We start from the raw sequence: 15,046 nt of genomic DNA on the forward strand, positions 1-15,046 counted from the left end.
TCCGGACCTTTTTTGCGAACCCGGTGCAGGCTGTTGCGGGGCGCAGGGCCGGGGCGAACTAACAGGCCCGCCCCTGCCTTGCGGCGGGTGCGGGCCTGGCAGGCGGCGGTCCTCCCCCCGGGGCCGCGGCCTTTCCTGCAGCGGCTCCCCCTAGCTGCTGCCTTCCTTCAGAGCCTGGGACATGCTGGAGAGCACCGGGCTGATCAGATAGTCGGCCAGGGTCTGGCGGCCGGTCTCGATCATCGCCTGGGCCGGCATGCCAGGCAGCGCCTTCACATTGGGCAGCGCCGCCAGCTCGGCTTCATCGATGCGGATATGCACCGGGTAAAACGGCTGGCCGGTGGCCTCGTCGAGGCTGCTGCCCGCCGCCACCATCACCACCTCGCCCTGCACCGGCGGGGTGGAGCGGAAGCTGTAGGCGGTCAGCTGCACCCGCGCCTGGCTGCCCTCGGCAACCTCGTCGATATCGGCCACCGCCACCCGGGTTTCCACCAGCAGCCCGGCATCCGCGGGCATCAGCTCGAGGATGGTCTGGCCGGGGTCCACCACCTGGCCCAGGGTGTTGATCGTCAGGCCGACCACCCGGCCGCCCTGCGGCGCGCGGATGGTCAGACGGTCCTGCACGTCCCGTGTGGCGTCCAGCCGCTGGCGCAGGTCCAGGATCTGCTCCTGCACCGACTGGCTTTCGGCGGCGATCCGCGCCGCCCGGTCGCGGCCGGCCTGCAGCCGCCGCTCCTCCATCTCGCCGATCTGCTCCAGCACGTTGCCGCGGTCGCTTTCCATCGCGCCGAGGGTGCCCAGGAGGCCGCTCTGCTGCATCTGCCGCTGGCTGATGCGGGTCTTCGGCACCAGCCCCTTTTCAAACAGCCCGGCCAGGTCCGCCAGTTCCTCCTGCACCAGGGCCAGCTGCTCCTCGGTGGCCCGGATGCGGGCGTCGCGGCCCTTGAGCTGATCGCTGAGCTGGGTGATGCGGCCGCTGAGGATCTCCATCTGGCCCTGGTAGAGCGCCCGGTTGGAGCTGAGCAGGTCGCGCTGCACCGCCACCAGCTGCGCCAGTTCCGGCGCCTGGGCGATGAGCTGCTCCAGCTCCTCGCCGGGCTGCAGGGTCTCTGACCCTTGCAGCTCCGCCTGCAGCCGGGCCCGCTGTGCCAGCAGGCTGGCCAGCTGGCCGCTCAGGATGCCCATCTGCGCCTGCACCCGGCGGCCGTCGAGCCGGGCGATCACCTGGCCGCCGCTGACCCGGTCGCCCTCGGCGACCTTCAGCTCGCGCAGGATGCCGCCCTCCAGGTGCTGCACCGCCAGCCGGTCGCCGGCCACGTTGAATTCGCCGGGCGCCACCACCGCGCTGGTGAGCTCTGCCTGGGTGGCCCAGAACACCAGGCCGCCGAACAGGCCGAAGCCGCAGACCGCCATCCACAGCACCAGCTGGCGCACCCGGGTTGGCGGATGTTTGGGCAGCGGCACGTCCATGCTGAGGGCGGCCGGCATCTGGTCGCGGAAACCGCCCTGGGCGGGCAGGCGCCCTGTTTCGGCAGGGCTGCGGGTCTCATGTTCCACCAGGCTCATGCGCGTGCTCCTTCATTCCGGCGGGCTGTCCCCTGACGGCCCGGGCTGTCCGCCTCCTGGTCCGGGCCGCGGTCCTCCGGGCTGCGGTGCCGGAACGGGGCAATCTTGGGATCGCCCGTCCGGGCCGGGCTGCCGGCCATCGGCTGGGCCGCCGCCTCGATCACCTGGCGGGCCTCGCCGAAGCGCATGATCCGGCCCTCCTGCAGCAGTGCCGCATGGCTCACCCGGCGCAAGAGGCTGAGCCGGTGGGTCACCGCCACCACCGCGGCGCCGCGGGCGCAGGCGGCCTCTATGGCCGTGGCCAGCGCCTCTTCGCCCTCGGGGTCGAGATTGGCGTTGGGCTCATCCAGGATGATCAGCTTGCGATCGCCGAAGAAGGCGCGCGCCAGGCCGATGCGCTGGCGCTGGCCGGCCGACAGGAACTCGCCGCGCGGGCCCACTTCGGAGTTGTAGCCGCCGGGCAGCGCCAGGATCATCTCGTGCACCTGCGCCAGTTTCGCCGCCGCCACCACATCCGACGGCTTGGCGCCGGGGTCCATCAGCGCGATGTTTTCCGCCACCGTGCCCTGGAACAGCTCCACCCGCTGCGGCAGGAAGCCGATGTGCTGGCCGATCTGCGCCGGGTCCCAGTCGGTGAGCGCGGCGTCGTCGATCCGGATATGGCCGCGCACCAGCGGCTGCAGCCCGGCCAGCGCATGGGCAAGCGTGGTCTTGCCGGCGCCGGAGGGGCCGATCAGCCCCAGCGACTGGCCCGGCTTCAATTCCAGGCTGATGTCCAGGAGCAGCGGCTCCGGCCGGCCCGGCAGCACCACGGTGGCGTTCTCCACAGACAGGCGGCCTTCGGGATCGGGCAGGGCAAGCCGCTCCGGCGCCTCGTCGAGATGGGCAAGGAAAGTGTTCAGCCGCCCATGCGCGCTGCGCGCCTTGAGGAAGGCGCGCCAGCCGGCGATCGACTGCTCCACCGGCGCCGCGGCGCGGCCCAGGAGGATCGAGGCGGCAATCATCAGCCCCGGCGACAGCTGGTTGTTGATCACCAGCACCACGCCCACGCCCAGCACCGCGATCTGCAGCCCCATGCGCACCGCCTTGGCCAGCGAGGTCATCAGCGCCACCCGGTCGGTGGCCAATGTGTTGAACACCAGCGCCGAGAACGCCTTGACCTGCCAGCGGGCGATCAGCGGCCCGGTCTTGCCCATGGCATGGATGAGGCTGGCGTTGTTCATCATTTCCGCCACCGCGGTATTGGTCTCGGCGGCCTGTTTGGTGGCTTCGTCCATCGGCTTGCGGGCCGCCATCTCGCTGATCAGCCCGAGGCTGAACAGCAGCATGAGGCCGATCAGCGCCACCAGGCCCAGGACCGGGCTGAACAGGAAGATCAGGGCCAGGAACAGCAGCGACCAGGGCGCGTCCAGCAGTGCCAGGAACAGCGGGCTGGTGACAAAGCCGCGCAGCTCCTGAATGTCGCGGATGGGCTCGGCGCGGGCCAGCGCCGGCGGCAGGCGGCCGCCGATCATGCCGCCCAGCACGGCGGGGCTGAGCCGCGCCTCGAGCCGCGATCCGAGCCGCGCCACCAGGCGCTGGCGGATCATGTCGAACAGAAAAAAGAACACCAGCGCAATTGCGGCGCCGGTGGTCAGGGCAATCAGAGTGGGAATGCTGCCCGAGGCCATGACCCGGGCAAACAATTGCAGCATGTAGAGCGGCGCTGTCAGGATGAGCAGGTTCACAAAGATGCTTGCTGTGAAGATGGCGGCAAGCACACCCCGTTGACCGTCAAATACCTGTCTTACCTTCATTGTCGTAGCCCCCCGGCTGCACGAAGTGAAGTTATGAAATCTGGAGACCAGCGCCCTGGTCCAAGGATGCAATCCTTGGCCGGGGACCAAATCGCTGTCCTGAACCAGGGCTGGACGGGCCCGGGGTTGCCCCCGGGCCCGCCGTTCCTATGGCTCAGACAGTGTGACCCCAGATGTTGTCGTAGCTGTCATCGAAGCCGTCATCGGATGCCAGCACGCGGATCGCCTCGTAAGAGCCCGCATCGCCGGTGGTCACGGCGTTGATGCCGACGCCGCCGATCGGGATGGCGTCCTGGCCCAGCGAGGTGAACGGTGCCTCGCGGCCGGTCAGGCCGAGGATGTTCACCGTGGCGCCGCCCGCCGAGATGCTGGTGTCGGTGCCGTTGTCGGTCACCGTTGCGCCGCCGCCGTCCAGCGCCGCAAAGGCATCCTGCGCCGAGGTGCCGAGGCCTGCGCCGACATTGGTGACACGGAACAGCAGCACGTCGTGGTCCTGGTCGATGTCGAAGTCGGTGATGGTGTCCGTGCCGTCGGTGGAGGCAAAGGTGGCGCCATCCCAGGTCAGGTCGATGATGAAGACATCCTTGCCGTCGCCGCCGGTCAGGTTGTCATCGCCTTCGCCGCCTTTCAGGAAGTCGTTGTAGTCGCCTTCACCGCCATGCAGCCAGTCGTTGCCGGTGCCGCCATCCAGGAAGTCCGACCCCTTGCCGCCGTTCAGCTCGTCGTTGCCGCTTTCGCCGTAGAGGCAGTCGTTGCCCGGGCCGCCATTGAGGTGGTCGTTGCCGGCGCCGCCTTTCAGCACGTCGTCGCCGTAACCGCCGTAGACATGGTCCGCGCCGTCATTGCCGTCCAGCAGATCGTCGCCGGCGCCGCCCTTGACGGTGTCGTGGCCCTTGCCGCCGGAGGCCACGTCATTGCCGGAGCCGCCCTTGACCAGGTCGTTGCCGTCCTCACCATAGAGGAAGTCATCGCCGGAGTTGCCCTTGACGACGTCGTCGCCGGTGCCGCCGAAGGCCTTGTCGCTGTCGGCGCCGCCCTTGATGGTGTCATTGCCGGCATCGCCATAGAGGCGGTCGTGGCCGGCATTGCCGAGCACCCAGTCGTCGCCGTCATTGCCGTGCAGCTTGTCGCCGCCGGCGCCGCCCATCAGCTTGTCATTGCCGTCGCCGCCGAATCCGAGGTCGTCGCCGCGGCCGCCAACGATGATGTCATTGCCGCCTTCGCCGAACATGGTGTCGTCGCCGGAGCCGCCGCGGATGCGGTCATTGCCGTCCGGGCCTTCGTCGATCGGGGTGTAGCAGTCCGGGCAGTCGACCTCTTTCAGCCCGTCTTCCATCTGGGCATGGGCCTGCACCTCTTCCCGGGGCTCGTCGTCGTCGCAGCAGCTCCAGTCGATGTAGTAGCCCTTGACGTCGGCGCCGAGGTTGGTGCCATGGTCGCCGAAGATCAGGTCGCCCTGGGCGCCGCCTTCCAGCACGTCGTTGTTGGAGCCGCCGCGCATGGTGTCGTGGCCGGCGCCGCCATTGACATCGTCGCGGCCGGAGCCGCCGTCCATCAGGTCGTCGCCGCGGCCGCCCTGCATCAGGTCGTCATCGGCTTCGCCGAACATGGTGTCGTTGCCGCCCTGGCCGTCCATGGTGTCGTTGCCGTCGCCGCCCAGCATGCAGTCGTCGCCGTCATCGTCGTCGGTCTTGTTGCCGGTGGGGCTGTCGGCGCCGAAGTCGAGGTCGTCATTCTGCGACTGGCGTTCGTCGCCGAACATCTCGTCGTCGCCGATGCCGCCGATCACCAGGTCGTCGCCGAGGCCGCCGGCCATGCGGTCGTTGCCCTGCTGGCCGTGCATGCGGTCATTGCCGTCGCGGCCGTACATGGTGTCGTTGTTGTTGGAGTGGTCGCGGTCGTAATAGCCGTTCAGGTCGTTCTGGCCGTCGTCGCCCCACATCCAGTCGTCGCCGCCTTCGCCGTCCATGCAGTCGTTGCCGTCCTCGCCGTAGAGGTAGTCGCCGCGGTCGCCGTCTGCATAGCTGTAGTCGCCGTCGGCATCGTCGCCGAAGATGTGGTCGTCGCCCTTGCCGCCGAACACGGTGTCGCTTTCCTCGCCGCCCAGCAGCGTGTCATTGCCGGTCTCGCCGTCGATGTAGTCGCAGCCTTCCTCGCCGTCGATCCAGTCGTCGCCGTCATCGATATAGACTTTGCCGTAGATCGGCACCTGGTACTCTTTCCAGGTTTCCGGGTCGACCCGGGTTTCGTAGCCGGTGATCACGGTTTCATAATGGCCCTTGCCGTCGGCATTGCCGCCGAACAGGTAGTCGTTGCCGGTGCCGCCTTCGATCAGGTCGTCGCCGTCCTGGCCCTCGATGTAATCTTGGCCGGCTTCGCCATCGAGCCGGTTGTTGCGCTCGTTGCCGTAGATGGCGTCATCGCCGGCCCCGGCCTTGGCATTGTCGCCGGCGTCGTGGTCGTTCAGGTCGATCACATTGCCGTCGGTGCCGCCGCGCTCGGTGGTGCCGTCGTTGTAGTCCGGGTCGTGCTTGTCATCGCTGAAGCGGATGTCGCATTCCGGATTGCAGACTTCCCAGTCCGGGTGCTGGTCTTGGATACCCATGGTGAATTTCCTCCTCGTTAACGGTACGGGGCTGGGCAGCGGGCAGCTGCCCGGGTCCGTGCCCCTGCCAGGGCCGCTGCCCGGGAAACACCCCCGGGGCGGGCTGGCGCAAAAAAGGCGTCGTGGTGCCTTCTAGGCGGTATTGCAGCGCATCCGCGCCGCGGCCGATGCCCCCAAATGGGGACAAAATGCGGTCTTAAGGCGCGGGCGGCGGCCCGCCGACCAGGCCGGCAAGCGCTGCGGCCGCGGCCTGCACGCCCGCCTGCAGCGGGGCGTGCCAGTACATTCCGGCCGCCGCGGCGGCGGCAGCCAGCGCCAGCGCCGCCAGCGGTCCGCGCCAGCGCCGCCGCGGCTTTGGCGCCGCTTCGGCCAGCGTCTCGGCCAGGGCGGCTTTCAGCACCGGTTCCAATTCGATCCTGAGCGCCCCCTCCATCCGGTTCACCGCTTCTTCCAGCTGGTCGATGCGGGCGGTCAGCGCAGCGCGGTCGGCAGCAGCCTTCTGCGCGGCTTGCGCGCCCAGCCCCTCGTTGAGGGTGGTGAACATCTCGGCGATGCGCTTGTGCAGCGCCACCAGGTCGGCCTGCGCCGCCAGCGGCGCGCCATCCGGGACGCCCTGGCGCAGCGCGGCGGCAATCTGCGCCAGCACCGCGGCGCTCAGCCGCGGCGGCTGCACCGGCTGGTCCGGCGCCTGCGCCGGGTGTGCGGCCTGCGCGGAGGGCTTTGCCGCGGCGGGCTCTCCGGCGGCCGCCTTTTCGGCGTCCGGCTGCGGCGCGGGGCGCTCCGGCCTGGCCTGGGCGGTCTGCGCGGCCTGGGCCGGCTGCGGGCTGCCGGCCGGGGCGGGCGGGCCCTGCACCGGCGCATCAAGCGTCAGCTTGTTCATGACGCTCTCCCCAGCGAGGCCTGCCAGGTCAGCCGCTGCGCCATCTCGGCGCGGCCGCCGGCCTGCAGCTTGGCCAGCACCCGCTTGGCATAGGTATTGAAGGTCTGCTCCTTGAGGCCGGCGATATGCGCCGCCTCACGGTTGGTCAGCCCCAGCTGAATGAGCGCCGCCACCCGCGCTTCGGCCGGCGACAGCCCCATCTTCTGGGCCAGCATCTCGATGCGGCGGCGGCCGGGCTGGCGCGGCAGGATCGCCACCACCAGCGGCTGGCCGGCGCCGGCGCAGCGGTAGCGGGTCAGCGACACCGGCAGCCGCATGCCGCTCTTGCGGTCCTCCAGGAACAGGATCAGCTCGCGCGGGCCGCGGCTGCTGCCGCGGCGCGAGCGGGCGCATTCGGCCACCGCGGCATAGAAGCCCGCAGTGTCGCTCGGGCGGGCGCAGCTGAGACGGCCGCCGCGGCCGCTGAGCAGATCGCCGCCATCGAGCATGTCGCGGCCCGATTCATTGCAATGCAGCAGGGTGCCTTCGGCGTCGAGCACCAGCACCGCGCTGTCGGTCTTTTCGGAAATGGTCCACAACAGCGCGCTGGTCACCGCCGCCTGGGTCTCGCCCGCCAGCTCGCGCAGGCTGTCCTCGCGCAGCACCGGCCAGATCGCCTGCAGGATGTCGCGGCAATGGGCGTCATGCGGGCCGCCGTCGAGCTTGAGCGCGATCAGGTCCTCGCTGCCGTCCTCGAAGCCGCAGGAAAACAGCGCCCAGCCGCGGCCCGCGGCCAGTTCCGCAGCCAGCTGGCCCGGCAGCCGGGCCGCCAGCGCCAGCGCCGCCTTCCCCCCGGCGCGGCGCGGGCGCAGCGTCTTGGCGGCGCCGGGCTGCAGCTGCCGCCGCAGCGCCGCGGCCGCGGCGGCGGAGCAGGCAGACCCCAAGGGTGGCGCGCTGGTCAGCACCGGGGCTTTGCGGTGTCCCGGCTGCACCAGGGCCAATTGCGTCAGAGAAGAGATTTGCCTTTGCAGAGACTTAGAAAACAATAACTTGCCCGTTTGCGAAACGGACGCACCCAACATACCCATGTTGCCCCCCGGCATGACATAATGAATGTCTTGAGGGTAGCACGATGGCCGCCGCGTCAAACCGGGCAGAGGGGGTACGCCAAAGGCCGGAGCGCAGCCGGGCGGGGCCGGGGCAGAGGCTCAAAATACCACCATGGGGGTAGCTGCACGGAGCAGGAGCGGCGAATCGGCGAAGCTTTAAGTTGTTTTCTGAGTGAATTGCGTTGTCTTAAAATTGTAAACTTCAATATGGAAACGATCCGTTTCCCCAATGGCGACAATGCCAAGGGAGTAAGGCGCCCTGGCCGGTTTGCGTGAAAAAACAGCCGGATAAGGCAGGAACCGGGGCAGGCGGGCGGCGCGGCCTGCCAAAAAGCGCTGCTCCGGGTGGGGAAGTTCCTTAACAATAAAGGATAGATTCGCTACGGTTTATCCACAGCAATGCGCATCAGAAGTGTTTCCTGCTTGCATGCGCGGCCTGGCCCGGGACGTTTTTTCGCGGGCGTGTTCTGTATTTATCACGATCCGGAAACGGCAGCGCCCGGGCGCCGCCGGGGCCCAGGCGGCGGCAGGCAGGTGAAGTGTGTTCCGGGGTGCGGCGGCGCATTGCCAGACAGGCAGCCTGCGGGGGTGGGCGGCCATAACAGCGCGCTCCAGGGGGACGGCCGGATGCAGATCCGGAATGTTACGAGTAAAGGAGTTTTTGATGCCTGTTCACATTGTGGGGGAAAGCAGGCTTCTCAGGGACATGTTTCTGACCATCTGTGAAGCAAATGACTATGAGACCGGGCGCTGCTGCAGCAGCCTGGCGGAACTGCCGCAGCTGCCGCCGCGGGATATGATCCTGTTCTACAGCCATGATACCGGCGACGGGCTGCTGCAGGAGCTGCAGGCGTTCCGCGCCCGCAACGGCGCGGTGCAGCTGATCCTGGTCACCGGCGACGGCTGCCCCGCCGCCGCCCAGGCGCGGCTCAGCCATTATGCCGAGGCGGTGATCCCGGAGCGCAAATCCGCCGGCGCGCTGATTGCCGCGCTGCAGGTGGTGAAGGACGGCTACCGCATCGTGCTGTCCGGTGCGGCGGCGGCGGACGCGGCCGCGGCGGAGGCCGCGAACGGGGAACTGCCGCAGGCTGCGGAGGCGCCTGCGCCCGCCCGCCAGGGCCAGCGGCACGGGCTGTCGGAGCGCGAGCAGCTGATCCTGGCCAAGCTCACCGAAGGCGCCACCAACAAGAGCATCGCCAATGAACTGGGCATCTGCGAAGCCACGGTGAAGGTGCATCTGCGCACCTGCTTCCGCAAGATCGGCGCCAAGAACCGCACCCAGGCCGCGCTATGGGCTTCCGAGCAGCTGCCGCCGCAGGCGCACCGCCACTGACCGCGGGCCGCGGCAGGCAGGCACAAGGGCAGGCGTCCCGGCCTTGAGGGCCGGAGGCGCCGCTTGCCGGATGCGGGCGGGGCCGGGGCCCGCCGCATCCGGCCGGTATGCCGCACGCGGCGCCAGGCAAAAGTGTTTTGGGTGAGCAAGCTTCCCGGAAACGCTCCGGGAAAGCGCTCCGCTTGTGAATGGGCACAGCCCGAAGGCGCCGTTGCGCGGCAGTTGCACCGGCCTTGAGGCGGAACCGGCGGAAATGGCCGTATCAGAGCCTGGTTTCCCGCGCCTCCGGCCACAGCTTTGTCCTCCGCGCCTCCGGCTAGATCCTGATTTTCCGGGCCTCCGGCACGAGCGCATTGATTTGCGCGATATGCTCCGGCAGGCAGCGGGTCAGGAAATCATATTTTTCCACCACATGGGCGCGGGCATTGGGGCCGATATGGGCGTAGTCCCCGGGATTGGCCAGCACGTCCGCGACCTGATCGGCCAGTTTCTCAGGGGAAAAGAAATCCACCAGCAGCCCGGTCTCGCCATGGCTGACCGCCTCGCGCACCGGCGCCACATCGGCCGCCACCACCGTCGCCTGCATCGCCATCGTCTCCAGCAACGACCAGCTGAGCACGAAGGGCATGGTCAGATAGATGTGGCAGCGGCTGATCTGGATGATCCGGCAGAGGTCGTCATAGGGAACCTTGCCGAGGAAATGCACCCGGCTCCAGTCGACGCTCTTGCCCAGCTCATCCTCCATCTCGCCGCGCAAACCGCCGGGGTGCTTGCTTTCGGCGCCATAGGAGGTCTCGCTGCCGCCGATCATCAGGACGCGCGCATTGGGGCGCTGCGCCTGAATCCGCGGCAGCGCGCGCATCATGATGTGGAAGCCGCGGGCGCGCTCCATGTTGCGGGCAATATAGGTGACCACCTCGTCGTCGCGGGTGAGCGGTTGCTCCAGCCGCCCGAGCGCGACCGAGGCGGCGGGATCAGGGCCCAGCTTGTCGGTGCGGATGCCGTCATGGCAGAGATACATGCGGTCGTGGAAGCTGGCCGGAAACCGGTCGCGCTGCCAGGCAGTGGGCACATGACCCAGGTCGACCTGCTCGATGCTGGCATAAGGCACGGTGTTGCGCGCCTCGGCAAAGAAATAGGCCTGGTCGTTGGGCGGGTTTTCCGGGTCGAACCCGACCAGCCCGCCGGAGGTGCGGTAGAAATACTCGAAGAAGCCGATCACCGGCACATCCGGGTAGGGGTCTTTCATGAACAGCAATTCGCCCCAGCCGGTGTGGCCGATGATGATGTCGGGGGTGAAGCCCTGCGCCTTCAGCTGCCGCGCAGCCAGCGCCGCGCCGAGGCCGGTGCCGGCCGCTGCCTCCCAGTCCTTGGAGAGGCCGAAGGCATCCTTGGCAGGCGTGTGGAAGGGCGCGTAGACAACCGATCTGATGCCCTTCAGCTGCACGCCCTTGCGCTGGGTCAGAAAGACGATCTCATGGCCGCCTTGCGCCGCCAGCCAGGGGGCAAGCTCGCGGTACTGGCCGGGCATGTTCTGATGCACAAACAAGATTTTCATGAAACCATGCTTGCCGGGGCAGCGGCGGGGATGCAAGCGGGGGCGGTGCCATTGCCGGGCCGCTGTTGCAGCGCTGCGCGCGCCCGGCGCTGGCGCCGGGCGCGCGCAGCAGCTACAACGGTCAGAAGAGACAGAAACCCAGGAACCGGGGCGGATAGAATGCAGGTTGAGGAAACCGGATTGCCGGGGCTGAAGGTGCTGACGCCGCCCCGCTTTGGCGATGCGCGCGGGTTTTTCAGCGAAAGCTGGAACAAGCGGCGGATGCAGGAGGCGGGGATCGATCTGGATTTCGTGCAGGACAACCATTCGCTGTCAGCGGCGGCGGGCACCCTGCGGGGCTTGCATTTCCAGGCGCCGCCCCATGCCCAGGACAAGCTGGTGCGCTGCGGCCGGGGGGCGCTGTTCGACGTGGCGGTGGACATCCGCAGGGGCTCGCCCGGCTATGGAAAATGGTTCGGGATCGAGCTGACGGCGGAAAACGGCAGGCAGGTGCTGGTGCCCAAGGGATTTCTGCACGGCTTTCTCACCCGGGTTCCTGAGACCGAGGTGATCTACAAATGCACCGATTACTACGCGCCGGACTGCGACGGCGCGGTGGCCTGGGACAGCTGCGGCATCAACTGGGGGTTTGAGGGCACCCCGGTGCTGTCGGAAAAGGATGCCGCGGCGCCCGCGTTTGCGGAGTTCAACAGCCCGTTTGTGTGGGAGGATGCGGCATGAAGCTCCTGGTCACCGGCGGCGCCGGTTTCATTGGCTCCGCGGTGGTGCGGCTGGCGGTTGCCCGTGGCCATCAGGTGGTGAACCTCGATGCGCTCACCTATGCCGCCTGCTTGGACAATGTGGCCGCTGTGGCGAAAAGCCCGGCCTATGCCTTTGAGCAGGCCGACATCCGCGACCGCGCCGCATTAGACACTGTTTTTGACCGCCACCAGCCCGATGCGGTGATGCATCTGGCGGCAGAAAGCCATGTCGACCGCTCGATCGACGGGCCCGGCGATTTCATCGAAACCAATATCACCGGCACCTTCAACATGCTGGAGGCAGCCCGCAAATACTGGACCCAGGCGGGCAGGCCGGAGGCGTTCCGCTTCCACCATATCTCCACCGACGAGGTCTACGGCAGCCTGCCCGCCGACCCGTCGGTGCAGTTCACCGAAGCGACGCCTTACGATCCGCGCTCGCCCTATTCCGCGAGTAAAGCCGCCAGCGACCATCTGGTCAGGGCCTGGCACGAGACCTACGGGCTGCCGGTGGTGCTGAGCAACTGCTCCAACAATTACGGGCCGTACCATTTCCCGGAAAAGCTCATCCCGGTGGTGATCCTGAATGCCTTGGCGGGCAAGGAGCTGCCGGTTTACGGCGACGGCTCCAACGTGCGCGACTGGCTCTATGTCGAGGACCACGCCGATGCGCTCTTGCTGGTGGTGCAGCAGGGCGCGCTGGGGCGCAGTTACAATATCGGCGGCGAGAACGAGCGGTCGAACCTGGAGCTGGTCAACACGCTCTGTGCCATCCTGGATGAAAAACGGCCGCGCAAGGATGGGAGGTCTTACAAAGACCAGATCACCTTTGTGAGTGACCGCCCGGGCCATGACGCGCGCTATGCCATCGACCCGAGCCGCATCCGGCAGGAGCTGGGCTGGCGGCCTTCGGTGACAGTGGAGGAAGGGCTGGAGCGCACGGTGCAGTGGTATCTGGACAACGAGGCCTGGTGGCGGGCGCTGCAGGACCGCGACGGCGTCGGCCGGCGGCTGGGGACGGGAACGTGATATCGCGAGCGGCAGAAGGGCCGCGCCTCCCCGCGGGACGGCGCAAACGCGCCGTCCTCAATTGGGGTCTCTCATGCTGACCGCGCATCTGCCCTCGGGCTATGTGCTGGCGCGGCTGGCGCCTGAGGGGCACCGGTTCCTGATGCCCGCCGCCCTTCTGGGCGCGGTGCTGCCGGATTTCGATATGCTGTGGTTTCACTTCATTGACGATGGCAGCATCCATCATCATCTCTACTGGGTGCATGTGCCCGCCTTCTGGGCGGCCGTTGCGGCTCTAACCCTGCCGGTTCTGGCCTTTCTTGCCCGCGCCTTGCTGGCTCCGGCGCTGATGTTCTTTGCCGCGCTGTTCCTGCACATGGTCCTGGATACCATCGGCGGCGGCATCCTGTGGGCGGCGCCCTTTGACAGCGGGCTTTATACGCTGGTGGAAGTACCCGCCGCTCAGGCGCATTGGGTGCTGTCCTTCCTGCTGCACTGGACCTTTTTGCTGGAATTGGGCGTCTGGGCGTTAGCCTTGTATCTGTGGCGCACGGGGAGGTGCATATGATCCTGGTGTTCGGCAAGACCGGCCAGCTGGCCCGCGAGCTGGCAGCGCAGGGCGGTGCCGCCTGCCTGGGCCGCGATCAGGCGGATCTGTCGGATCCGGCGGGGTGCGCGGCCACCATCCGCGCCCATGCGCCTGCCGCCGTGATCAATGCCGCCGCCTATACCGCGGTGGACAAGGCCGAGGAGGAAGAGGCGCTGGCAACCGTGATCAACGGCGAAGCCCCCGGCGCGATGGCGGCGGCCTGCGCGGAAATGGGTATCCCCTTTGTCACCGTCTCCACCGATTACGTCTTTGACGGCAGCGGTGAGGCCCCCTGGCGGCCGGGGGATGCCACCGGCCCCTTGAATGCCTATGGCCGCTCCAAGCTGGCGGGCGAAGCCGCGGTGCGCGCGGCGGGCGGCGCCTATGCCATCCTGCGCAGCTCCTGGGTGGTCTCGAGCCACGGGAACAACTTCGTGAAAACCATGCTGCGTCTCGGCAAGGAGCGCGGGCGCCTGACCATCGTGGCGGACCAGATTGGTGCCCCGACCCCGGCGCGGGACCTGGCCGCCGCCTGCCTTTCGGTGGCGCGGCAGCTGGGGGAAGATCCGGCCAAATCCGGCACCTATCATTTTGCAGGGGCGCCCGAAACCAGCTGGGCCGGGTTCGCGCGCGAGATCTTTGCCCGCGCAGGCGTGGCCTGCGCGGTGGAGGATATTCCGGCCTTCGCTTACCCCGCGCCGGCAGCGCGGCCCTTGAATTCGCGCCTCGATTGCACCGCATTAGAGACTGTTTTCGGCCTCTCGCAGCCGGACTGGCGGGCGGGCCTCATGGATATTCTGAAGGACTTGGGAGAATTGGCATGACTGACGGCACGCCCGGCGCCGGGACCGCATCCGGCAGAAAGGGTATCATCCTGGCAGGCGGCTCCGGCACAAGGCTCTATCCGATCACCATGGCGGTGTCGAAACAGCTGCTGCCGCTCTATGACAAGCCGATGATCTACTACCCGCTGTCCGTCCTGATGCTGGCGGGCATCCGCGAGATCTGCGTCATTACCACGCCGCAGGACCAGGAGCAGTTCACCCGGACCCTCGGCGACGGCAGCCAGTGGGGGATTTCACTCACCTACGTGGTGCAGCCCTCGCCCGACGGGCTGGCGCAGGCCTTTATCCTGGCCGAGGAGTTCCTGGCGGGGGCGCCGTCGGCGCTGGTCTTGGGCGACAATATCTTCTTTGGCCACGGGCTGCCGGAACTGCTGGCCGCGGCAGACGCGCAAGGATCCGGCGGCACCGTCTTCGGCTATCACGTCGCCGATCCGGAACGCTATGGCGTGGTGGCCTTCGGCGCGGACGGCACCGCCCGCCAGATCATCGAGAAGCCGCCGGTGCCGCCGTCGAACTATGCGGTGACCGGGCTCTATTTCCTCGACGGCAGCGCGCCGCAGCGGGCCCGCCGGGTGCAGCCCTCCGCCCGCGGCGAGCTGGAAATCACCGATCTGCTGCAAAGCTACCTGAATGAAGGGGGCTTGCGGGTCGAGACCATGGGGCGGGGCTATGCCTGGCTTGATACCGGCACCCACGGCTCGCTGCTGGATGCGGGCAATTTCGTGCGCACCCTGCAGGAGCGGCAGGGCCTGCAGGCCGGCTGCCCGGAGGAAATCGCCTACGGGCGGGGCTGGATCACGGCGGCCCAGCTGCAGGCGCGGGCCGGGCAGTTCGCCAAGAACGCCTATGGCGCCTATCTGGAGCGGCTGCTGAAGTAGCCGCCGCTTCAGCCGCAGGCGGTGTTGGCGCGGCGCCGCACCACCGGCGGGAAACGCGCCCGGGGGCGGAAAATCCCCTGTGTTCCGGCAGCGGTTCGCTTTATATGCTGCTGCAAAGAAACAGGACGGCGGGACGCGAGGGCCCGCCGCGGGGAACAGA

General features: G+C 68.1%; 12 protein-coding genes. 6 read left to right on the top strand and 6 right to left on the bottom strand.

All coding sequences use genetic code 11. From position 1 onward, the window contains the following. Positions 1–150: 150 nt before the first annotated feature. From LHL23_RS16505 to LHL23_RS16525, 5 genes are all read right to left on the bottom strand, one after another. Positions 151–1,566, bottom strand: a complete 1,416-nt coding sequence (locus LHL23_RS16505; protein WP_226430717.1) for an HlyD family type I secretion periplasmic adaptor subunit — start codon at positions 1,564–1,566, stop codon at positions 151–153. Then, positions 1,563–3,362: a type I secretion system permease/ATPase gene (locus tag LHL23_RS16510; RefSeq protein ID WP_226430718.1), complete on the bottom strand. Its 1,800-nt coding sequence runs from the start codon at positions 3,360–3,362 to the stop codon at positions 1,563–1,565. Before LHL23_RS16510 ends, LHL23_RS16505 begins: the two co-directional genes overlap by 4 nt. 154 nt (positions 3,363–3,516) lie before the next feature. Next, positions 3,517–5,967: a calcium-binding protein gene (locus LHL23_RS16515; protein WP_226430719.1), complete on the bottom strand. Its 2,451-nt coding sequence runs from the start codon at positions 5,965–5,967 to the stop codon at positions 3,517–3,519. Positions 5,968–6,163: 196 nt separating this feature from the next. Beyond that, a complete protein-coding gene (locus LHL23_RS16520) occupies positions 6,164–6,847 on the bottom strand; it encodes a hypothetical protein (protein ID WP_226430720.1) in 684 nt (227 codons plus the stop codon). After that, positions 6,844–7,818, bottom strand: a complete 975-nt coding sequence (locus LHL23_RS16525; RefSeq protein WP_226430721.1) for a helix-turn-helix transcriptional regulator — start codon at positions 7,816–7,818, stop codon at positions 6,844–6,846. The genes LHL23_RS16520 and LHL23_RS16525 overlap by 4 nt, the downstream gene beginning before the upstream one ends. Before the next feature lie 781 nt (positions 7,819–8,599). Between LHL23_RS16525 and LHL23_RS16530 the strand changes: the two genes are divergently transcribed. Further along, positions 8,600–9,268, top strand: a complete 669-nt coding sequence (locus LHL23_RS16530) for a helix-turn-helix transcriptional regulator (RefSeq protein ID WP_226430722.1) — start codon at positions 8,600–8,602, stop codon at positions 9,266–9,268. 316 nt (positions 9,269–9,584) lie between these two features. Here the strand turns inward: LHL23_RS16530 and LHL23_RS16535 are convergent, their stop codons facing one another. Beyond that, positions 9,585–10,826: a glycosyltransferase family 4 protein gene (locus LHL23_RS16535; RefSeq protein WP_226430723.1), complete on the bottom strand. Its 1,242-nt coding sequence runs from the start codon at positions 10,824–10,826 to the stop codon at positions 9,585–9,587. Positions 10,827–10,985: 159 nt separating this feature from the next. On the opposite strand from LHL23_RS16535, the gene rfbC reads away from it, so the two are divergent. The 5 genes from rfbC to rfbA all read left to right on the top strand — a co-directional run bounded on the left by rfbC (position 10,986) and on the right by rfbA (position 14,886). Then, a complete protein-coding gene (gene rfbC, locus LHL23_RS16540; protein ID WP_226430724.1) occupies positions 10,986–11,546 on the top strand; it encodes a dTDP-4-dehydrorhamnose 3,5-epimerase in 561 nt (186 codons plus the stop codon). Beyond that, on the top strand, positions 11,543–12,595 hold the full coding sequence (rfbB, locus tag LHL23_RS16545; RefSeq protein ID WP_226430725.1) for a dTDP-glucose 4,6-dehydratase: 1,053 nt from the start codon (positions 11,543–11,545) through the stop codon (positions 12,593–12,595). The genes rfbC and rfbB overlap by 4 nt, the downstream gene beginning before the upstream one ends. A 73-nt stretch (positions 12,596–12,668) precedes the next feature. Next, a complete protein-coding gene (locus LHL23_RS16550) occupies positions 12,669–13,142 on the top strand; it encodes a metal-dependent hydrolase (protein WP_226430726.1) in 474 nt (157 codons plus the stop codon). Then, the gene (rfbD, locus tag LHL23_RS16555; RefSeq protein ID WP_226430727.1) at positions 13,139–13,987 is read left to right on the top strand and encodes a dTDP-4-dehydrorhamnose reductase; all 849 of its coding nucleotides are present in this window, start codon (positions 13,139–13,141) and stop codon (positions 13,985–13,987) included. Before LHL23_RS16550 ends, rfbD begins: the two co-directional genes overlap by 4 nt. Then, a complete protein-coding gene (gene rfbA / locus LHL23_RS16560; protein WP_222482073.1) occupies positions 13,984–14,886 on the top strand; it encodes a glucose-1-phosphate thymidylyltransferase RfbA in 903 nt (300 codons plus the stop codon). Before rfbD ends, rfbA begins: the two co-directional genes overlap by 4 nt. Positions 14,887–15,046 lie beyond the last annotated feature (160 nt).

This window comes from Leisingera sp. McT4-56 (assembly GCF_020514995.1).
GTDB lineage: Bacteria > Pseudomonadota > Alphaproteobacteria > Rhodobacterales > Rhodobacteraceae > Leisingera > Leisingera aquaemixtae_A.

Coding starts and splice junctions, on each gene's coding strand:
- LHL23_RS16515 (WP_226430719.1), bottom strand. CDS start 5,967: ATGGGTATCCAAGACCAGCACCCGGACTGGGAAGTCTGCAATCCGGAA.
- rfbB (WP_226430725.1), top strand. CDS start 11,543: ATGAAGCTCCTGGTCACCGGCGGCGCCGGTTTCATTGGCTCCGCGGTG.
- LHL23_RS16510 (WP_226430718.1), bottom strand. CDS start 3,362: ATGAAGGTAAGACAGGTATTTGACGGTCAACGGGGTGTGCTTGCCGCC.
- rfbD (WP_226430727.1), top strand. CDS start 13,139: ATGATCCTGGTGTTCGGCAAGACCGGCCAGCTGGCCCGCGAGCTGGCA.
- rfbC (WP_226430724.1), top strand. CDS start 10,986: ATGCAGGTTGAGGAAACCGGATTGCCGGGGCTGAAGGTGCTGACGCCG.
- LHL23_RS16505 (WP_226430717.1), bottom strand. CDS start 1,566: ATGAGCCTGGTGGAACATGAGACCCGCAGCCCTGCCGAAACAGGGCGC.
- LHL23_RS16535 (WP_226430723.1), bottom strand. CDS start 10,826: ATGAAAATCTTGTTTGTGCATCAGAACATGCCCGGCCAGTACCGCGAG.
- rfbA (WP_222482073.1), top strand. CDS start 13,984: ATGACTGACGGCACGCCCGGCGCCGGGACCGCATCCGGCAGAAAGGGT.
- LHL23_RS16520 (WP_226430720.1), bottom strand. CDS start 6,847: ATGAACAAGCTGACGCTTGATGCGCCGGTGCAGGGCCCGCCCGCCCCG.
- LHL23_RS16550 (WP_226430726.1), top strand. CDS start 12,669: ATGCTGACCGCGCATCTGCCCTCGGGCTATGTGCTGGCGCGGCTGGCG.
- LHL23_RS16530 (WP_226430722.1), top strand. CDS start 8,600: ATGCCTGTTCACATTGTGGGGGAAAGCAGGCTTCTCAGGGACATGTTT.